Annotated in this window: 15 protein-coding genes and 1 pseudogene; 11 read left to right on the top strand and 5 right to left on the bottom strand. The window is 72.6% G+C overall.

The window, feature by feature from the left end; translation table 11 throughout:
- Positions 1-143: 143 nt before the first annotated feature.
- From ACZ5GT_RS06920 to ACZ5GT_RS06945, 6 genes are all read left to right on the top strand, one after another.
- On the top strand, positions 144-2,615 hold the full coding sequence (locus ACZ5GT_RS06920; protein ID WP_469015727.1) for a SpoIIE family protein phosphatase: 2,472 nt from the start codon (positions 144-146) through the stop codon (positions 2,613-2,615).
- A 188-nt stretch (positions 2,616-2,803) separates the two neighbouring features.
- On the top strand, positions 2,804-2,983 hold the full coding sequence (locus tag ACZ5GT_RS06925) for a hypothetical protein (RefSeq protein ID WP_469015730.1): 180 nt from the start codon (positions 2,804-2,806) through the stop codon (positions 2,981-2,983).
- Between the two features lie 119 nt (positions 2,984-3,102).
- The gene (locus ACZ5GT_RS06930) at positions 3,103-4,170 is read left to right on the top strand and encodes a glucose-1-phosphate thymidylyltransferase (protein ID WP_469015737.1); all 1,068 of its coding nucleotides are present in this window, start codon (positions 3,103-3,105) and stop codon (positions 4,168-4,170) included.
- Complete coding sequence (gene rfbB / locus ACZ5GT_RS06935) at positions 4,167-5,150, top strand: dTDP-glucose 4,6-dehydratase (RefSeq protein ID WP_469015740.1); 984 nt, start codon at positions 4,167-4,169, stop codon at positions 5,148-5,150. Before ACZ5GT_RS06930 ends, rfbB begins: the two co-directional genes overlap by 4 nt.
- A complete protein-coding gene (gene rfbD, locus ACZ5GT_RS06940) occupies positions 5,147-6,028 on the top strand; it encodes a dTDP-4-dehydrorhamnose reductase (RefSeq protein ID WP_469015743.1) in 882 nt (293 codons plus the stop codon). Before rfbB ends, rfbD begins: the two co-directional genes overlap by 4 nt.
- A complete protein-coding gene (locus ACZ5GT_RS06945; protein WP_469015746.1) occupies positions 6,015-6,818 on the top strand; it encodes a class I SAM-dependent methyltransferase in 804 nt (267 codons plus the stop codon). The genes rfbD and ACZ5GT_RS06945 overlap by 14 nt, the downstream gene beginning before the upstream one ends.
- Before the next feature lie 34 nt (positions 6,819-6,852).
- On the opposite strand, the gene rfbC is transcribed toward ACZ5GT_RS06945, so the two are convergent.
- On the bottom strand, positions 6,853-7,446 hold the full coding sequence (gene rfbC / locus ACZ5GT_RS06950; protein ID WP_469016226.1) for a dTDP-4-dehydrorhamnose 3,5-epimerase: 594 nt from the start codon (positions 7,444-7,446) through the stop codon (positions 6,853-6,855).
- Positions 7,447-7,466: 20 nt separating this feature from the next.
- A complete protein-coding gene (locus tag ACZ5GT_RS06955; protein ID WP_469015751.1) occupies positions 7,467-9,419 on the bottom strand; it encodes a glycosyltransferase family 2 protein in 1,953 nt (650 codons plus the stop codon).
- Positions 9,420-9,845: 426 nt separating this feature from the next.
- On the opposite strand from ACZ5GT_RS06955, the gene ACZ5GT_RS06960 reads away from it, so the two are divergent.
- A complete protein-coding gene (locus ACZ5GT_RS06960) occupies positions 9,846-10,346 on the top strand; it encodes a metallophosphoesterase family protein (RefSeq protein ID WP_469015757.1) in 501 nt (166 codons plus the stop codon).
- Positions 10,347-10,461: 115 nt separating this feature from the next.
- Entirely contained in the window at positions 10,462-12,318 is a 1,857-nt protein-coding gene (locus ACZ5GT_RS06965; RefSeq protein WP_469015764.1) for a cellulase family glycosylhydrolase, read from the top strand.
- 56 nt (positions 12,319-12,374) lie between these two features.
- Here the strand turns inward: ACZ5GT_RS06965 and ACZ5GT_RS06970 are convergent, their stop codons facing one another.
- Entirely contained in the window at positions 12,375-13,631 is a 1,257-nt protein-coding gene (locus ACZ5GT_RS06970; RefSeq protein ID WP_469015771.1) for a YncE family protein, read from the bottom strand.
- Between the two features lie 312 nt (positions 13,632-13,943).
- On the opposite strand from ACZ5GT_RS06970, the gene ACZ5GT_RS06975 reads away from it, so the two are divergent.
- A complete protein-coding gene (locus ACZ5GT_RS06975) occupies positions 13,944-15,911 on the top strand; it encodes an RICIN domain-containing protein (RefSeq protein WP_469015774.1) in 1,968 nt (655 codons plus the stop codon).
- A gap of 193 nt (positions 15,912-16,104) precedes the next feature.
- Here ACZ5GT_RS06975 and ACZ5GT_RS06980 read toward each other — a convergent pair.
- Positions 16,105-16,539, bottom strand: a pseudogene (locus ACZ5GT_RS06980) (aa3-type cytochrome oxidase subunit I); the annotation flags it as partial.
- Between the two features lie 323 nt (positions 16,540-16,862).
- Positions 16,863-18,614, bottom strand: coding sequence for an ABC transporter ATP-binding protein (locus ACZ5GT_RS06985; protein ID WP_469015778.1), 1,752 nt, complete (start codon positions 18,612-18,614; stop codon positions 16,863-16,865).
- A gap of 161 nt (positions 18,615-18,775) precedes the next feature.
- Between ACZ5GT_RS06985 and ACZ5GT_RS06990 the strand changes: the two genes are divergently transcribed.
- Positions 18,776-19,861 (top strand): S-(hydroxymethyl)mycothiol dehydrogenase, encoded by a 1,086-nt coding sequence (locus tag ACZ5GT_RS06990; RefSeq protein ID WP_469015781.1) that lies wholly within the window; start codon positions 18,776-18,778, stop codon positions 19,859-19,861.
- Entirely contained in the window at positions 19,861-20,490 is a 630-nt protein-coding gene (locus ACZ5GT_RS06995) for an MBL fold metallo-hydrolase (protein WP_469015784.1), read from the top strand. Before ACZ5GT_RS06990 ends, ACZ5GT_RS06995 begins: the two co-directional genes overlap by 1 nt.
- Positions 20,491-20,534: the final 44 nt, after the last annotated feature.

A 20,534-nucleotide genomic window follows, 5' to 3' on the forward strand; every position in this document is an offset into this window, starting at 1 on the left:
GCCGGCGGGCCCGACAGTCACGCCTGTCACGAGTGCACGGTGCGATACGCACGGGTCAAGAGATGTTCGGTTTGTTCGATCGGCGGCGCCTGACGGCCGCGGAACGTTCACGGGGGCTGCGCGGGCGCCGGATACGCGCTGTAATGACGAACGTGGTCAGTGAGGGCGCTGCGGAACGCAGAACCGGAAGCCTGCGTGCCGAAGGTGCCCTGAAGGTGCTCATGACCGGCCAGGACACCCCCGAACGGGTGCGCCGGGTGCTGGAGCAGGCACTGGTCTTCGCCGGGGCGGCGTTCGCCGCCGTGTACACCCCGTCAGAGGACGGCGACCTGCTGTGCCTGGCCGAGTCGGTGGGCGTTCCCCGGACCCTGTTCGGGCTCCGCGACGGCTACCCCCGCTCCGGCCGCTCCCCGGTGGCCGACGTCCACCGCACCGGCCGCCCGGTGTTCCTCGGGCCCGAGGAACTCGCCGAGTGCGCCGACTCCCGGCGCACGCCGTCGCCGGAGTTCCACCTCGCCGTCCTGCCGGCGCGCGGCGACGACGGCGACGACGGGTGCGGCGGCTGCCTGGTCGCCGTCAGTGACCGGCCCGGGGGCTTCGGCGCCGAGGACCGGCGCACCCTGGAACTGGTCTCCGAGGCCGTCGCCCTGCCCGCCCCCGAGCAGGCGGCGGAGGGCGGGGTGCTGCCGCCGGGGGCGTTCGTCCTCGCCGCGGACACCGGACGGATCGAGGTCGGCGACGGCATCCTGGAGCTGGTCGGCCTCACCCGGGAGGAGTTCGACGGCAAGGCCGAGACGCTGCTCGGACTGACCGTGCCGGAGGACCTGCCCGCGCTGATGTCCGTGGTGGAGGCCGACCACATGCCCGCCGGCGAGCGCGAACTGGAGTTCCGGGTGCTGCAGCCCGGCGGCCCGCCGAAATGGCTGCGGCTGCGCGGGCGGCTGCTGCCCGGCGGGGAAGGCCGCCCGGTCCGGTTCGTCGGCACGGTGGCCGACGCCTCCACCCTGCGCTCCGACGTCACCGACGTCGCCCGGGTCCAGCGGCTGGCCGCCGCTCTGGCCACCGCCGGCACCGTCCGCGACGTCGGCCAGGCCGTGGTGGCCGCCCTGCGCAAGCCGCTGCGGGCCGACCGGATCGCGCTGGCCGAACTGGAGGGCGACCGGCTCGTGGTCACCGTCCTCGACCCGCCGGAACCGGAGTCCTGGCCGGAGCTGTGGCGGCTGGAGTGGCGTTCGGAGTGGCCCGACGCCCCCGTGCGCGCCATGCCCACCCTGGCCGCCGCCCTGCGCGAGGGCCGCACCCAGATCTGGCCCGCGGGCACCGCCCTGGAAGCCGCCCTCGCCGGCATCGGGCCCGGCGGCCTCGCCGTGCTGCCGCTGCCCGCCGGCGACCGGATGGCCGGCGCCTGCCTGATCGGCTGGGACGCCCCGCACGACTTCAGCCCCGACGAACGCGCGCTGCTCACCGCCTCCGCCGGCCTCGCCGGGCAGGCCCTGACGCGCGCCCACGCCTTCGACGCCGAGCACGAACTCGTCGGCATGCTCCAGCGCCAGCTGCTGCCCCGCCGGCTGCCCCCGCTGCCCGGCGCGGTCGCCGTCGCCCGCTACCTGCCCGCCACCGCCGGCCTGGAGGTGGGCGGCGACTGGTACGACGTGATCCCGCTGCCCGACAACCACGTCGCCCTCGTCATCGGCGACGTCCAGGGCCACAGCACCGCCGCCGCGACCCTCATGGGCCAGATGCGCACCGCGCTGCGCGCCTACGCCGTCGAGGGCCACCCGCCGGACGTCGTCGTCTCGCACGCCAACCGCCTGCTGGCCGACCTGGAGACCGACCTCTTCGCCACCTGCGCCTACGTCGACATCGACATGGAGGAGGGCTCCGCCTGGTACGTCCGGGCCGGACACCTGCCGCCGGTGCTGCGGCACCCGGACGGGCACGCCGAGATCCCGGACGCCGAGGGAGGACCGCCGCTCGGGGTACTCACACAGGCGCGCTTCCCGATGAACGCCCTCAGGCTGCAGCCCGGAACGGTGATCGCCCTGACCACCGACGGCCTCGTGGAGTCCCCCGAATGCGACATCGACGAGGGCCTCGCCCGCCTCGCCCGCGGACTCGCCGCCTGCGACCCCGGCGATCTCGGCACCGTCGCCGACGCCCTCCTCGGCAGCGCGCACCGAGCCGACGACGTCGCCCTGCTCCTGCTGCGCTACGACGGCATGGCCTTGCGCCCGCTGCGCGAGACATGGACGGTCTGGCGCGTGCCCGAGGCCGCCGGACACGCCCGCCGATTCACCCGGCGGACCCTGCGCGTCTGGGGCCTGTCCCGGGACGACCTCGACACCGCCCTGCTGGTGGTCTCCGAACTCGTCACCAACGCCCTGGTGCACACCGACGGCCGGGTCCGCCTCGATCTGACGCTGCTCGGCGGGCGGCTGCGCGTCTCGGTCGCCGACTCCTCCCCCCGCACCCCCGTCAAGCCGACCAGCATCGGCTGGGAGGCCACCGGCGGGCGCGGCATCCTCCTCGTCGAGGCGATGTCGCTGTCGTGGGGGACCGTGCCGGTCAGCGGCGGCAAGCAGGTGTGGGCGGAGCTGGCGGTCGGCGCTCCGTGACCGGAAGGGCGTCGCCGTAGCCCTCCCTCTCCTGCCCCGGCACGTCAGCGGCGGGGCCTGTGATGTCCGTGTGCCGCGTTTGGCCGAATCCCCGCCGGGGACTCGTGAGGGCACCGCGGACGAAGCGGTGGTCCCCGCCCCGTGCGGGCGGGGAGGCAGAGCGCGCAGCAGAAGGAAGATGAAGTGCCGTGACGTCGCAGACCAGTGACAAGCCCGTCGACCGCGACCCCGAGACCGGCTGGCGCGAAGCCCGCCGCCTGCAGGGGAAGCGGGTCGTGCGGACCTGCGTCCCGGCCGTCGTGGACGACGGTCCCACCCGTACGGCGCAACTGGGCCCGGACTGGAACATAGTGCGCGGCGAGGACTGAACACACCCCGGAAGGCAGGCGTCACCGCCGCCGTCGGACGCGCCGGCGCAGCACGGACGTAACGAACCGGCCACACCTGTCGCGATCCCCTTGCCGGGATCGCGACTATGGTGAAGCAGATGAAGGCTCTCGTGCTGTCAGGCGGTGCTGGTACACGACTCAGGCCGATCACGCATACGTCGGCCAAACAACTCGTGCCCGTGGCCAACAAGGCCGTGCTCTTCTACGGACTGGAGTCCATCGCGGACGCCGGGATCACCGAGGTCGGCGTGATCGTCGGGGACACCGCGGCCGAGATCCAGGAAGCGGTCGGCGACGGCTCCAAGTTCGGCCTGGAGATCACCTACATCCCCCAGGAGAAGCCCCTGGGCCTGGCCCACGCGGTGCTCATCGCGCGGGACTGGCTCGGCGACGACGACTTCGTGATGTACCTGGGCGACAACTTCATCGTCGGCGGCATAGCCTCCCTCGTCGAGGAGTTCCGCGACAACCGGCCGGACGCGCAGATCCTGCTCACGAAGGTGGCGGACCCCCGCTCCTTCGGCGTCGCCGAACTCGACGCCTCCGGCCAGGTGGTGCGCCTGGAGGAGAAGCCCGAACGTCCCAAGAGCGACCTCGCGCTGGTCGGCGTCTACCTGTTCACGCCGGTGATCCACGACGCGGTGCGCGCCATCCGTCCCTCCTGGCGCGGCGAGCTGGAGATCACCCACGCCATCCAGCACCTGATCGACCAGCACGCCGACGTGCGCAGCACCGTCATCGAGGGCTACTGGAAGGACACCGGGAACGTCGTCGACATGCTCGAGGTCAACCGGACGGTCCTGGAGGGCGTCGAGCGGCGCATCGACGGCGACGTCGACGAGGCGTCGGAGACGGTGGGGCGCGTGGTGGTCGAGGAGGGGGCGCACGTGGTGAACTCCCGCCTGGTCGGCCCCGTCGTCATCGGCGCCGGAACCGTCGTCGAGGACTCCTACGTCGGCCCCTTCACCTCGGTCGCGGAGAACTGCCGCATCACCGACAGCGAGCTGGAGTTCTCCATCGTGCTGCGCGACTCCTCGATCCGCGGAGTGGGCCGGATCGAGAACTCGCTGATCGGCCGGCACGTCGAGGTGACCCCGGCCCCCAGCGTGCCCAGCGCCCACCGACTCGTCCTCGGCGACCACAGCAAGGTGCAGATCCACACATGAATCTCCTCGTCACCGGCGCCGCCGGCTTCATCGGCTCCCGCTACGTGCGTTCCCTGCTCGACGACGACGGGCCGGACGCGCCCCGGATCACCGTGCTGGACAAGCTCACGTACGCCGGCACTCTCGACAACCTCGATCTCGACCATCCCCGGCTGCGGTTCGTGCGGGGCGACATCCGCGACGCCGAGCTCGTCGACAAGCTCATGGCCGACGCGGACCAGGTCGTGCACTTCGCCGCCGAGTCCCACGTGGACCGCTCGATCACCGGGGCGCAGGACTTCGTGCTGACCAACGTGGTCGGCACGCAGACCCTGCTGGACGCGGCGCTGCGGCACCCGGTGGAGACGTTCGTGCACATCTCCACCGACGAGGTCTACGGATCCGTCGAGACCGGGTCCACCACGGAGGAGGCCCAGCTGCGGCCCAACTCCCCCTACTCCGCGTCGAAGGCGTCCTCCGACCTGCTCGCGCTCGCCTACCACCGCACCCACGGCCTGGACGTGCGGGTCACCCGCTGCTCCAACAACTACGGCCCGCACCAGTTCCCCGAGAAGGTCGTCCCGCTGTTCGTCACCAACCTCCTCGACGGCGAGAAGGTCCCCCTCTACGGCGACGGACTCAACGTCCGCGACTGGCTGCACGTCGACGACCACTGCGCGGGCGTGGAACTGGTCCGCGCCAAGGGCCGCCCCGGCGAGGTCTACAACATCGGCGGCGGCACCGAACTGACCAACAAGGAACTCACCGGCCTGCTGCTCGAACAGTGCGGCGCCGGCTGGGACCGGGTGGAGCAGGTGGCCGACCGCAAGGGCCACGACCTGCGCTACTCCGTCGACTGGAGCAAGGCCCGCGACGAACTCGGCTACCGCCCGCGCCGCGACTTCACCGCCGGCCTCGCCGAGACCGTCGCCTGGTACCAGGACAACCGCGCCTGGTGGGAGCCGCTCAAGCGGCGCGCGGCACTGCGGGAGACATCATGAGGTGGCTGGTCACGGGCGCCGGCGGCATGCTGGGCCGGGACCTGACCGATGAACTCGCCCGGCGCGGCGAGCAGGTGACGGGCCTGGACCGCGGCGCCCTCGACATCACCCGGTCCGACGCGGTCGCCGACGCGGTCGCCGCGCACCGGCCCGACGTGGTCGTCAACTGCGCCGCCTACACCGCGGTCGACGACGCCGAGACGGACGAGGACCGCGCGCTGCGCGTCAACGGCGACGGACCGCGCCACCTGGCCCGCGCCTGCGCCGCGGCCGGCGCCCGCCTGGTCCACGTCTCCACCGACTACGTCTTCCCCGGCGACGCGACCACGCCCTACCCCGAGGACCACCCGCCCGCCCCGCGCACCGCCTACGGCCGCACCAAGCTCGCGGGCGAACGCGCCGTGCTGGAGGAACTCCCGGACACCGGCGTGATCGTGCGAACCGCTTGGCTCTACGGGGTCCACGGCCGTAGCTTCGTGCGCACCATGATGGATCTGGAAGCCCGTCGCGCCACCGTCGACGTGGTCGACGACCAGCGTGGGCAGCCGACGTGGAGCGCGGACGTCGCCGCGCGCGTGGCCGACCTGGGCCCGCTCGTGGGCCGCGGCGCGAGCGGTGTCCTGCACGCCACCAGCTCCGGCGAGACCACCTGGTACGACCTGGCCCGCGAGGTGTTCCACGGCCTCGGCGCCGACCCCGGCCGGGTCCGCCCGGTCGGCAGCGCCGCCTACCCCCGGCCCGCGCCCCGCCCCGCCTACAGCGCCCTCGGCCACGGCCGGTGGCGGGAACTCGGCCTGCCGCCGCTGCGCGACTGGCGCGCCGCCCTGCACGAAGCTCTGCCTCACATCCGCAAGGAGTCCCTTCGTGAAACGCCATGAGTTCCTGCGGGAACTGCACAAGGTCAGCGCGAACCGCAACTACCTGGAGATCGGCGTCAACGACGGCCGCAGCCTGAAGCTGTCGCGGGTGCCCAGCATCGCCGTCGACCCGGCCTTCAAGGTGGTCACGGAGATCCGGTGCGACGTCCACCTGGTCAAGGCCACCAGCGACGACTTCTTCGCCCGCGACAACCCCCTCGCGCACCTGCGCGGCGGCCGGCACCCGCTGCGCAACCTGCGCCGCGGCCGCGCGCCGTTCGGCTACTGGCGGCGCACCACCCTGGACCTGTCGTTCATCGACGGCATGCACCTGTTCGAGTACGCCCTGCGCGACTTCATGAACGTCGAGAAGCACGCGGACTGGTCCAGCGTGATCGTCTTCGACGACATGCTGCCGCGCAGCGTCGACGAGGCGGCCCGCGACCGGCACACCACCGCCTGGACCGGCGACGTCTACAAGATCACCGAGATCCTCGGCCGCTACCGGCCCGACCTGGTGACCGTCCTCGTCGACACGCGGCCCACCGGGCAGCTCGTCGTCTTCGGCGCCGATCCCCGCAACCGGGTGCTGCACGACAAGTACGACGAGATCATGGCCGAGTACGACGTCCCCGACCCGCAGAAGGTGCCGGAGGCGGTCCTGGAGCGGGTGCAGGCGGTGCGGCCCGAGGCGCTGCTGGAAGCGGACTTCTGGCGCCCGCTGGTGCGGGCCCGCAATCGCGGCCTCAGGCGTTCCCGCGGCTGGGAGCCCCTGCGCTCGGCCCTGGACCGGCTCGCCGTCAGCCGCTGAACCGGCTCGCCTCAGCCGCTGGACCGGCTCGCCGTCAGCCGTTGGACGGCCTGCCGCGCAGCTCCTCGTAGCGCGCGACGCACGCCTCGTACGACGGCAGCAGCCCCGTCCGCTCGGCCTCGGCCAGCGACGGGGCCTCGGCGTCCTTCGGCGACAGCACCGGGGTGACGCCCTCCGGCCAGTCGATGCCGAGGTCCGCGTCGAGCGGGTGCACGCCGTGTTCCCGCTCGGGCGCGTAACCGGTCGAGCACAGGTACACCACGGTCGCGTCGTCGCTGAGGGCCATGAAGGCGTGCCCCAGTCCCTCCGCGAGGAACACCGCGTGATGGGTGTCGTCGCCGAGGCGCACCGCCTCCCACCGCCGGAAGGTGGGGGAGCCGGTGCGCAGGTCGACGATCACGTCCAGGACGGTGCCGCGTACGCAGGTGATGTACTTGGCCTGTCCGGGCGGCACGTCGGCGAAGTGCACCCCGCGCAGCACGCCCCGCCGGGAGACGGAGCAGTTGGCCTGCGCGAGCGACAGGTCGTACCCGGTGGCCTCGCGGAACTCCTCGCCGCGGTACCACTCGTGGAAGCTGCCCCGCTCGTCCGGGAAGACCTTGGGCTCCAGCACCCAAGCGCCCGCCATCTCCAGTGATCGCACGCTTGTCACCTCCCTCCGGCCCGGCCGCGGCCCGGCCTCCTGCCCACGGCGACGGCGAGCATCCGCCGCGCCCCGCGGACCAGCCGCCGTACGGCGCCGGGCCGGGGGGTCCGCACCACCCTGACCGACCGGCCGTCGCCGCTCAGGGACAGCGGCAGGGGCAGGAAGCGGGGTTCGCCGGCGTCGGGGGCCGGGCACAGCGTGGTGCGCCAGGTGGCCCCGCCGAGGGCCGCGACGGGCAGCGCGGCCTCCAGGAGGGCCCCCTCCGGGGCCGGCGACAGGGTGCCGGGCGCGTCCACGGAGGCGTCCGGGGAGGTGAACCTGAGCAGCACCGCGGTGTCGCCGGGCACGTGCAGCGGCACGGGCGCGCGCAGCCCGCCGCCGGAGACGACGGTGTCGTCGGGGGAGACCCGGTCGAGCCCCAGGCGCTTGCCGGCCCGGTCGACGTCCAGTGAGAGGTTGCCGTGCCGGTCGGTCCAGTACGGCAGGACGACCCGGCCCGCGACGACACCCGCCGACGCGGCGGCGCGGGCCTTGCGCGGGCCCGGCCCGACCCGGCACTCCTTGGTCCAGCCGCCCAGCCTCACCCGGGCGTGGGCGTCCCACAGCGCGCCGCGCAGCGGCTCGCCGCCGGCCGCCGCGGCCGGGTCGACGGTGGCCGACGCGCGCAGCACCAGCCGGGTCCGCCCGCCGTCCCCGGCCGGCACGATCTCCCGGGTGAGCTCGACGGGCTGGAAGTACTGGGCGGCGGTGGAGCGTTCGCGCAGCAGCAGGTCCGCGGTGGCCGTGCCGAACCGGGCGAAGGAGTCCGCGCACACCCAGGCGATCGCCTCGGCGACGTCCAGCGGCGCGCCGTCCAGCGGGGCGGGCGCGGCGCCGCCCGGGAACAGCAGCGGTGTGCCGCCCGCGGTGAACTCGGCGGCGAACTCGATCCGCAGCCTGCCGCCCGCCCAGGCGACGCCGGTGGGCTCGGCCGACAGGGCGACACCGGCCTCCCACTCGGCGAAGGCGACGACGTCGTCGTAGCGGTCGGCGGCGATCAGCGCGGCGACGACCTGCTGCGTGGGCTGCAGTCCGGCGGCCACGCCGGGGCCGAAGCGTTCCTTGACGACGTGGTGGATCTCCTTGAAGAGGCCCCGCCGGAAGTCGTCCGGCTGGGCGAGGAAGCGGCGGCCGCGCAGCCGCTCCACCATCTCCACCCGCAGCCAGCGCCGGTAGAGGCCGTCGCGCAGCGGCCCCGGCTCGGTGTACCGCTCGACGACGTCCAGGGCCTCCCGCAGGTTCTCGAAGTACCCGACGGGGTCGAAGCGCTGGAAGCCGGCGTTGGAGGAGTCGTCCCGGCGCACGTGGTAGTAGCAGACGTAGTCGCTGAGCACACTCACGTTGTCCGCGCGCAGGAACGCCTCGGTCACGAAGACGTGGTCCTCCAGCCGCCGCCGGCCCTCGGGGAAGCGCAGGCCGATGCGGTCCAGGAACTCCCGCCGGAACATCTTGTGCGGGGTGAGGCTGTCGATGAGCGGGGCGTCGGCGACGGAGGCGCGGGGCCGGTTGCGGCGGAACAGTTCCACCGGGACCGCCCGGCCGCGGCCGGCCATCTTGCCGACGACCACGTCGGCGCCGTTGGCCACGCCGTAGTCGTACATCCGCTCCAGGGCCTCGTGGCCCAGATGGTCGTCGTTGTCGACGAACATGACGTACTCGCCCCGCGCGGCGGCGATGCCGACGTTGCGGGGCTTGCCCGACCAGCCGGAGTTCTCCTGGTGGATGACGCTCACCCGGGGATCCTCGGCGGCGAGCGCGTCGAGCCGGGCCGGGGTGCCGTCGGTGGAGCCGTCGTCGACGAAGATCGCTTCGTATTCGTCGGGTGGCAGCGACTGCCTCAACAGCGAGTCGACGCAGTCCTCGATGTAGGTCCCCGGGTTGTACACGGGGATGATGACGCTGACCTTGACCGGCATCGGGCTTCCGAGCCCCCTCGGGTTCGCTTGCCGTGAATGATCGGATACGGGTGGCCAGATGCTAACTCCGCCGAGCGCCCCGCCCCACTCCGGACCGGCTGTGAGAGCGCCTGCCGGGGCCGCGTCGGCCCTGTGTCCTGGCCGGAGGCTCCAGTATCCCGGACACCGCGCCCCACTGGCCCGACCGGGGGACCCTCCGCGCGCCGCCACCTGCCCCGCATGCCGCGCCGCCGCGGTGCCCCGCATGCCGCGCCGCCGCGGTGCCCCGCACGCCGCGCCGCCGCGGTGCCCCGCACGCCGCGCCGCCACGGTGCCCCGCACGCCGCGCCGCCACGGTGCCCCGCACGCCGCGCCGAGCGCATCGGCCTCCCGGCGGCCCCCGCGTCTCCGGGGTGATCCGCCGGACGGGGGCCCTAGGCTGCCCGTGTGCGCCTGCTCCTCATGTCCGACACCCACCTCCCCAAGCGGGCGAAGCGGCTGCCCGCGGTGCTCCTCGCCGAGATCCCGCGCGCCGACGTGGTGCTGCACGCCGGGGACTGGGTGGACACGGCCACCCTCGACCTGCTGGAGGGCCTCAGCCGCCGGCTCGTCGGGGTGTACGGCAACAACGACGGGCCGGAGCTCCGCGTACGGCTTCCCGAGGTGGCGTACGCGGAACTCGGCGGGCTGCGCTTCGGCGTCGTGCACGAGACGGGGCCCGCGCGGGGGCGCGAGGCGCGCTGCGCCGCCCGGTTCCCGGACCTCGACGTGCTGGTCTTCGGGCACAGCCACATCCCCTGGGACACCACCGCCCCGACCGGACTGCGCCTGCTCAACCCCGGTTCCCCGACCGACCGCCGACGCCAACCGCACCGCACCTACCTGACCGCCACCGCCGCCGACGGCCGGCTCACGGACGTCGAACTGCACCGGCTGCCCCCGCGGTAGGCGGCTCCCGTGGCTCCCTCGGCGCGGGCCGGGGGAGGACCGGCCGGGCGGGTCCGGACTTACCGTGGAGTCAGCAGTGTTGACTGTGTCCGGACATGGCTCGACTGTGGTGGACATGCCAAAAATTTGCGCTCGTCTGCTCGCCGTTCTGGTGGTCCTGTGCGCAGCCGTGACGGCGACGGGTGCGCCGCCCGCCGCCGCCGCGAGCCTTCCCGGCTCGCTCTGGTTCGACGGGACGCCGCTGACCGTGGCCGACGGCCGTCTCGTCGACGGCACCGGCCGCGAAATCGTGCTGCGCGGCTACAACGTCTCCGGCGAGACCAAGCTGGAGGAGAACGGCGGCCTGCCCTTCGCCTCCGTCGCCGACGCGAGGAAGTCCGCGACCTCGCTGCGCGCCCTGGGGGGCGGCAACGCGGTGCGCTTCCTGCTGTCGTGGGCCCACGCCGAACCCGCTCGCGGCCAGGTCGACACCGCCTACCTGGCCGCCGTCACCGACCAGATGCGCGCCTTCCTCGACGCAGGGATCCGCGTCTACCCCGACTTCCACCAGGACCTCTACTCCCGGTACCTCTTCGACGAGGGCAGCTGGTACACCGGCGACGGCGCCCCCGAGTGGGCCGTGGCGGCCGGGGGCTACCCCAAGGAGTCCTGCGGCATCTGCTTCTTCTGGGGCCAGAACATCACCCAGAACAAGGCCGTGCAGCAGGCGCAGTACGACTTCTGGCACAACGCCCACGGCCTGCAGGATGCCTTCCTCGCCACCGCGCAGACGACCATGGCGTACGTCGAGCAGCACCTCGACGACGCGGAGTTCGCCGGCGTCGTCGGCTTCGACCCCTACAACGAGCCGTACGCGGGCAGTTACGACTCCGGCCAGAGCAGCCGCGCCTGGGAGCGGGACCTGCTGTGGCCTTTCTACCAGCGGTTCCGGGCCCGGATGGACGCGGCGGGCTGGCAGGACAAGCCGGCCCTCGTCGAGCCCAACCTCTTCTGGAACGCCAACATCGACTCCCAGAAGCAGGAGGGCGGACTGCTCGACGCCGGCACGCTCGGCTCCCGCTACGTCTTCAACACCCACTTCTACGACCAGAAGGCCATCTCCGGCATCCTCATGTGGGGCAAGGCGGCCGACGGGCAGTACACGACCGACTTCGGCGTGGTCCGGGACCGCGCAGCGGCCGCCGGGACGGCCGCGGTGGTCAGCGAGTTCGGGCACCCGCTCAGCGGCACGGTCTCGGACAAGGCGCCGACCGTGGTCAAGGCGATGTACCAGGCGCTCGACTCCCGGGTGCCGGGCGCGAGCTGGTGGTCCGAACCGGCGAGCTCCGGCCCGGTGCTCTCCGGCACGCAGTGGCAGTGGGACATCTACAGCGGACGCCACCACGAGCTGATGAACGGCAATCCCGGCAAGGTGCTCACCTCCGGTGACGCCTGGAACGACGAGGACCTGTCCGCCGCCCGCCTCGACGACACCGGCGCCGTGACGCTGCGTCAGGACGCCCGGCTGCTGGACCGGCTCTACCCGAGCGCCACCTCCGGCGCGACGGCCGCCTTCACCTACGAGGACCGCTCCCGCGACGGCTCCACCACCCTGACCTGGAACCCGGTGCCGAGCTCGCTGCCGAACGTGGCCCAGCTCGTCGGCGCCGGCCGGTACGGGCTGCTGGTGTGGCGCTCGGGCGGCGGCTCGGCGCCCACCGAACTGCACCTGCCGGCGTCCTTCCCCACGTCCGCCACCACCGTGGTCTCCGACCTGGGCGCCGTGTACGCCCCGCCGGCGTACACCACGTCGACCCCCGTCGCGGTCGCCGCGGAACCGGGCGGCACGGGCAGCCGGCGGCTGCTGCTCACCGACTCCGACTCGGGTGTCCTGCACTACGCGCTGGTGACCGACGGCGCCTCCGCGCCGTCGGCGGCCCTGCTGGGCGCGGCGCGGTCGGAACTGTCGGCCTGGGCGGCGGCGCACTTCTGACGCGCGAAAGGTCCCGGGCAGCGGCCCGGGACCTTTCGCGCGTGCCGGCCGGCTCGTCAGCCCGCCGACGGCCCCGTCCAGCCGTCCTGCACGTGACCCAGGCGCACCCGCTGCGGGTGGTCGCCGACCGGGACGGACAGGACCTTCTTGCCGGTGGCGAAGTCGATGGCGGTGACCTGGTCGGCGCCGCTCTCGGAGACGATGCAGTCCTTGCCGTCGCCGCTGACGGTGGCCCAGTACGGCTTGGAAGCGGTCACCAGGTCGCCCTCCTGGAGGGTGGCCCGGTCGACGACCGTCGCGTAGTCGTCCATCGTGCCCGCGACGCACAGCTTGCTGCCGTCCGGGCTCATCGAGATGCCGTGGTGACGCGAGTCGTTGACCCAGGTGGTGCGGTCCTCGCTGGTCGCCGGGTTCTTCGGCAGCGTCTTCACCCGGGTGATCTTGTCGGCGGCGACGTCGTACTCCATGAAGCCGTTGAAGAAGGAGACCTGGAAGTACAGCTTGGACTCGTCGGGGGAGAACACCGCCGGGCGGACCGCGTCCGAGAAGTTCTTCAGGCCGATGGCGTCCAGCCGGTCACGCATGTCGATGACCTTGACCTGCTTGTACGTCGTCGCGTCCACGACCGTGATGTGCCGGTCGCCCTTCGTCCAGTCCGCGGACGGGTCGTCGAGCGAGGTGTTCACGTCGCCGATCGACATGTTCCAGATGTACTTGCCGTCCTTGGTGAAGATGTTCTCGTGCGGCTTGTCGCCGGTCGAGAACTTGCCCAGCTGCTTGCCCGTGGTGATGTCCAGCACGTGCACGGTGTTCGCGGTCGACGCCGACACCGCGACCCGGGTGCCGTCGGGGGAGACGGCCATGTGGTCGCTGCGGTAACCGGACACGGCGAAACGCCAGTTGATCTTTCCGGTGGCCAGATCGATCGACACGACGTCGGCGAAGCTCGGCCGGGACACCACGACCGACTTGCCGTCGGGGGTGGAGTACATGTCGTCGACGAACTGGTCGTGTCCCTCGCCGACGCCGTTGCGGATCGCCATGAAGTAGATCCACTTGATCGGATCGGCGTTGATCTCCGCCATCCGCTGGTCCTTGTCGGGCACGACATTGATCCGGCCGACCTTCGCGAAGTCACCGGTGGACTTGATGACGTCGGCGGTTCCGTCCCAGTTGTTGCCGACGAACAGCACCTCGCGCAGGCCGGCGGAGGAGGCGTCCGGGGCGGCCGTGGCGGCGGTCGCGGGGGCGGCGACGGTCAGGGCGAGGGCGGCGGCCACGGAACAAAGGTGCCTGGTGGTGAAGGCAGGCATGACGGCTCTCTCCTCTGGAGTGGGGTAACGGGAGCATGCCGAAGTGCGGCTCGGCTGCACACTGAACATGAGGCACGTTCAGATTTGTACTTACTGGAAAGTAAGGAAGGGGAGCCCCGCTCCACAAGACTGTGTGCACGACAAAATCATCCGGCCGGCCGAGGTGGCTCAACTCGCGCCGGAGAAAGGTCACTTCGCATCCGTCCCGGCCGTTGACGCGCTCCTCGGTGCGGCTCTACCGTCGGCGCGACGTGCGTTCGGTAAGTCGACATCGATTCGAAATGCCGAACACTTCCCACTCCCAGGAGCCGCATGTACCCCCCTCACCTCTCGACCAGCAGAGACCTCCCGTGGCGCTGCGGAGCCGTCGTCGTACGCGTCCTCGCTTTCGCCCTGACCGCGACCGCCGCGCTCCTCTTCGCCGCCCCCGGCCCGGCACAGGCGGCGACGAGCCGTCAGATCGCCGTGCCCACCGCGCCCATGGGCTGGGCGTCCTGGAACAGCTTCGCCGCCAAGATCGACTACAACGTCATCAAGCAGCAGGTCGACGCGTTCGTCGCCGCGGGCCTGCCCGCCGCCGGTTACGAGTACATCAACATCGACGAGGGCTGGTGGCAGGGCACTCGCGACAGCGGCGGCAACATCACCGTCGACACGGCGGAGTGGCCGGGCGGCATGAGCGCCATCGCCGACTACATCCACAGCAAGGGCCTGAAGGCCGGCATCTACACCGACGCCGGAAAGGACGGCTGCGGCTACTACTACCCGACGGGCCGGCCCGCCGCGCCCGGCACGGGCAGCGAGGGCCACTACGCCCAGGACATGCTCCAGTTCTCCACCTGGGGCTTCGACTTCGTCAAGGTCGACTGGTGCGGCGGCGACGCCGAAGGGCTCGACCCGGCGACGACGTACCGGTCGGTCAGCGACGCGGTGGCGCGGGCGTCGGCGGCCACCGGCCGCCCGCTCACCCTGTCGGTCTGCGACTGGGGCAGGCAGAACCCGTGGAACTGGGCACCGGGCACGGCCCCCATGTGGCGGACCAGCACCGACATCGTCTACTACGGCAACCAGCCGTCCATGACCAACCTGCTGTCCAACTTCGACCAGGCCCTGCACCCCACCGCGCAGCACACCGGCTACTACAACGACCCCGACATGCTGATGGTCGGCATGGACGGCTTCACCGCCGCCCAGAACCGCACCCACATGAACCTCTGGGCGATCTCCGGCGCGCCGCTCCTGGCCGGCAACGACCTGTCCACCATGACCGCGGAGACCGCCTCGATCCTGAAGAACCCCGAGGTCGTCGCCGTCGACCAGGACCCGCGCGGACTCCAGGGCGTCAAGGTCGCCGAGGACGCCACGGGGCTGCGGGTGTACGGCAAGGTGCTCGCCGGGACCGGCAACCGCGCCGTCGTCCTGCTCAACCGCACGTCCGCCGCCCGGGACATCACCGTCCGCTGGTCCGACCTCGGCCTCACCGACGCGTCCGCGACCGTCCGTGACCTGTGGGCCCGTGCCGACGTCGGCAGGTACGGCACCGGGTACACCACATCCGTCCCGGCGGGCGGCTCGGTGATGCTCACCGTCACCGGCGGCACGGAGGCGGCGGGCAGCACCTACACCGGCGGCTCCGCGTTCACCGGGGTCGCCGCCGGCAGCACCGGCGTCAAGGTCGTCGACGTCTCCTACACCAACGACACGACCGCCCCCCGCACCGCCACCCTGAAGGTGAACGGCCAGACCGCCACCACGGTCGCCTTCCCGCCCACCGGCTCCGGCCCCGGCACGATCTCCGTCCAGGTCGCCCTGGCCAAGGGCACCGCCAACTCGCTCACCTTCTCCGGCGCACCCGCCCTCGACTCGATCACCGTCAGACCCCTGCCCGGCGCCGACGGCAATCTCGTCGTCGGCAAGCAGTCCGGGCGCTGCCTGGACGTCTACGACAACACGATCAGCAACGGCACCCAGGCCGAGCTGTGGGACTGCAACGGCGGACAGAACCAGGCGTGGACGTACACCTCCCGCAAGGAACTCGTGGTGTACGGCGACAAGTGCCTGGACGCCTACAACCTCGGCACCACGAACGGCACCGAGGTCGTGATCTGGGACTGCAACGGCCAGGACAACCAGAAGTGGACCGTGGGCGGCGACGGCACCCTCACGAACGTCCACGCCGGGCTCTGCCTGGACGCGTACGACACCGGCACCGCCAACGGCACCCGCCTGGTGCTGTGGAGCTGCCACGCGGGCGCCAACCAGCAGTGGACGCTGTCGTAGCGCCGCGCCGGCGGCGCGGCTGAAGCACGACCGCCACGATCATTGCCGTGGCCGTGGCCGTGGCCACGGCGCATGCCAGCAGCCGGCTTGCCGGCAGGCGGCGTCGCAGGCCGCGGTACCTCTTCCTCGTACTCGCCCCGCACCTCACGCGCACGCGCACGCGGGCCGTGTGCCGCCGGCCGGAGCGGACGCATCAGGTGCCCCTCGATCTCGTCGAGGAGCGTCCGGGCGTCCTCGCCGCCGCTCGTGACGCGGTCAACTCCCGCCGGCCGTGGCGCAGGTCGAAGGCCGGGGATTCGCTGCGGATGCGGGGGAGCGTGACGAAGTCGCGGCGCGGTGGCGGGCTGGACGTGGCCCACTCCAGCGAACGGCCGTAGCCGCACGGGTCGTCGGTCCCGACCGGCTTGCCGTTCCTGCCGGTCTTCCAGACGTTGTGGAAGAACGGCAGGAACGACAGGCCGAGCAGGAACGAGAAGACCGTCGAGAGCGTGTTGAGCGTCGTCGGTCCCTCGGCCGCCGGACAGTCGGGAATGCCGTCCTGCACGCCGTTCGCGCCCAGCCAGTGCTGGAACAGGAACGTGCCGTGGAATCCGGTGAACAGCGTTCAGGAAGTGATCTTGCCGAGGCGCGGTGACGTACATGTGGTGTGCCCACACGGTCACGGACAGGCCCGCGATCGCGATGGTGGCGTCGACCAGGCCCATGCAGCCGAAGACCGGCATGCGCGGACCAGCCGCCGGTCACGCTGCCGCGGGAGCGTCTCGTGCGCTGGAAGCCCGACGGCAGCCGCACCGAACTCGTCGTCGCGACCGACCCCCGGTATCCGGGCCGGCCCGTCCTCAGCGACGCGGGCGGCCCGAGTACGGCGTCGAGGCCGGCGACGGCGTGGATCACAGCGCCTGGATGCGCTGATCCCCCGGGCCGGGCGGCCGGCCGGGGCCGTGAGAAGCCTCAGGCCGTGGCCAGGAACTGCGTCGCCGCCAGTTCCGCGTACAGCGGGTCGGCGGCCACCAGTTCCCGGTGCGTGCCCACCGCGCGCACCCGGCCCGCGTCCATCACGACGATCCGGTCCGCCATCGTCACCGTGGACAGCCGGTGCGCGACGACCAGCACCGTGGTGGTCCGCGCGACGTCGGCCACGGTGTCGCGCAGCGCGGCCTCGTTCACCGCGTCCAGCTGCGAGGTCGCCTCGTCCAGGAGCAGCAGCCGCGGACGGCGCAGCAGCGCGCGGGCGATGGCGACGCGCTGCCGCTCACCGCCCGACAGCTTGGTGCCCCGGTGCCCCACCAGCGTGTCGAGCCCGGCCGGCAGCCGGGCGACCAGACCGTCCAGGCGGGTCGTCTTCAGCACCCGCGCGACATCGTCGCCGTCCGCATCCGGGTTGCCCAGCAGCAGGTTGTCCCGCAGCGAACCCGACAGGACCGGAGCGTCCTGCTCCACGTAGCCGATCGCCGAACGCAGCTCCGGCAGCTCCCAGTCGGCGACGTCGCGGCCGTCGAGGGCGACGGTCCCGGACTCCGGGTCGTAGAACCGCTCGATGAGGGAGAACACCGTGGTCTTGCCGGCGCCGGACGGGCCCACGAACGCGGTCATCCCCCGGGCGGGCACGGTGAACGTCACCCCGTGATGGACGTACGGAAGGTCGTCGGCGTACCGGAAGCGGACGTCGTCGAAGGCCACCGCGGCCGGCTCGGCGTCCGCCGTGGGCAGCGGGGCGGGGGCGGCCGCCGGCTCGGCGGGCAGCCGCAGCGCCTCCTGGATGCGGGCGAGGGCCGCGGCGCCCGTCTGGTACTGCGTGACGGCCCCGACCACCGCCTGGATCGGCGACATCAGGTAGAAGACGTACAGCAGGAACGCCACCAGGGTGCCCACGTCGATCGCCCCGGTCGCCACCCGCGCCCCGCCCACCGCGAGCACCGTGATGAAAGCGATCTGCATGGCCAGTCCCGCCGTGTTCCCGGCCGCCGCCGACCACTTCGCGGCCCGCACGCTCTGCCGCCACGACTCCTCGGCCGCCGCGTGCAGCGTGTGTTCCTCCCGCTGCTCGGCGCCGGACGCCTTCACCGTGCGCAGCGCGCCGAGGATCCGCTCCAGCGAGGCGCCCATCACGCCCACCGCGTCCTGCGCCTGCCGGCTGGCCCGGTTGATGCGCGGCACGATCACCCCGAGCACCGTGCCCGCCAGCAGGATCACGGCCAGGGTGACCCCGAGCAGCACCGGCTCCACCAGCGCCATCATCGCCACGGTCGCCAGCAGCGTCAGCCCGCCCGTGCCCAGGCCGACGAGCGATTCGGTGGTGACCTGACGCAGCAGGGTGGTGTCGGAGGTGATGCGCGCCATGAGGTCGCCCGGCTCGCTGCGGTCGACGGCCGGCACCCGCAGCCGCAGCAGGTACGACGACAACGCCCGCCGCGCCCCGAGCACCACCGACTCCGCGGTGCGCCGCAGCACGTACGAACCCAGCGCCCCCACCGCCGCGTTGGCGACCACGAGGAGCGACATGGTCACCAGCGCGCCGGTGATCGCCCGGTCGTGGGAGAGGTCGTCGATCAGTCCCTTGGCCACCAGCGGCAGCAGCAGGCCGGTGGCCCCCGTGAGCAGCGACAGCACGGCCCCCGTCAGCAGGGCCCACCGGTGCGGCCGTACGTACCCGAACAGCAGCCGCCAGGCGGGCGGACCGGGCTGGGCCTCTGCGATGCTCACGGCGCTCCTTCGGCGGGCGGGCGGAAGGCAACAGGCTACGTCGGCGGCCGTCGCCCGGGTCGCGCGGGGATCTCCGCCGGCGCCGCACGCCGTGCCGTTACCGATCAGTCACGCGTAGGGTCGGGAAGCACGGACATCGGCCCACGGAAGGGTTCAGCACCATGGCACAGGAAGTACGCGGCGTGATCGCACCCGGCAAGGACCAGCCGGTGCGGGTGGAGACGATCGTCGTGCCCGACCCCGGACCGGGCGAGGCGGTCGTCCAGGTGCAGGCGTGCGGGGTGTGCCACACCGACCTGCACTACAAGCAGGGCGGCATCAACGACGAGTTCCCCTTCCTGCTCGGGCACGAGGCGGCGGGCGTCGTCGAGTCGGTCGGCGAAGGGGTCACCGACGTCGCACCCGGCGACTTCGTGATCCTCAACTGGCGTGCGGTGTGCGGCCAGTGCCGGGCCTGTCTGCGCGGACGGCCCTGGTACTGCTTCAACACGCACAACGCCGGACAGAAGATGACCCTGACCGACGGCACCGAGCTGTCCCCGGCCCTGGGCATCGGCGCGTTCGCGGAGAAGACGCTGGTCGCGGCCGGGCAGTGCACCAAGGTCGACGCGTCCGTCGCGCCGCAGGTGGCCGGCCTGCTGGGCTGCGGGGTGATGGCGGGCATCGGCGCGGCCATCAACACCGGCAACGTGGGGCGCGGCGACAGCGTGGCCGTCATCGGCTGCGGCGGCGTCGGCGACGCGGCGATCGCCGGGTCCCGGCTGGCCGGCGCGGCGAAGATCATCGCCGTGGACATCGACGACCGCAAGCTCGAGACCGCCCGCGCCATGGGCGCCACCCACACGGTCAACTCCCGTGAGACCGACCCGGTCGAGGCGATCCGCGAGCTGACCGGCGGCTTCGGCGCCGACGTGGTCATCGACGCGGTCGGCCGCCCGGAGACCTACCGGCAGGCCTTCTACGCCCGCGACCTGGCCGGCACGGTCGTCCTGGTCGGCGTGCCGACCCCGGAGATGAAGCTGGAGCTGCCGCTGCTGGACGTCTTCGGCCGCGGCGGCGCGCTGAAGTCCTCCTGGTACGGCGACTGCCTGCCGTCCCGCGACTTCCCGATGCTGATCGACCTGCACCTGCAAGGACGCCTGGACCTGGGCGCGTTCGTCACCGAGACCATCGAACTCACCGACGTGGAGAAGGCGTTCGAGCGGATGCACCGCGGCGACGTCCTGCGCTCGGTGGTGGTGCTGTGATGGCCGCGCGCATCGAACGCCTCGTCACTTTCGGCCAGTTCACGCTCGACGGCGGCACCTGGGACGTCGAGAACAACGTGTGGATCGTCGGCGACGACCACGAGGCCGTCGTCATCGACGCCGCGCACGACGCCGACGCCATCGCCGAGGCCGTCGGCGACCGGCGGCTGACCGCCATCGTGTGCACCCACGCCCACAACGACCACATCGACGCCGCCCCCGCGCTGGCCGACCGCACCGGCGCCACCATCTGGCTGCACCCCGACGACCTGCCGCTGTGGAAGCGGACCCACCCCGACCGGGACCCCGACGCCCATCTGCGCGACGGCCTGGTCATCGAGGCGGCGGGCGCCGACCTCACCGTCCTGCACACCCCCGGGCACGCGCCGGGCGCCGTCTGCCTCTACGACCCGGGCCTGGCCACGGTGTTCACCGGCGACACCCTCTTCCAGGGCGGCCCGGGCGCGACCGGCCGCTCCTTCTCCCACTTCCCGACGATCATCGACTCGATCCGCGACCGCCTCCTCACCCTCCCGCCCGAGACCAGGGTCCTCACCGGCCACGGCGAGGAGACCACCATCGGCGCCGAGGCCCCGCACCTGCAGGAGTGGATCGACCGCGGCCACTGACCGGGCCGTATGCGGACAATCGCCCGCGGGAAGCCGCCTGCGGA

The sequence above is a fragment of the Streptomyces sp. NPDC031340 genome, assembly GCF_055569945.1.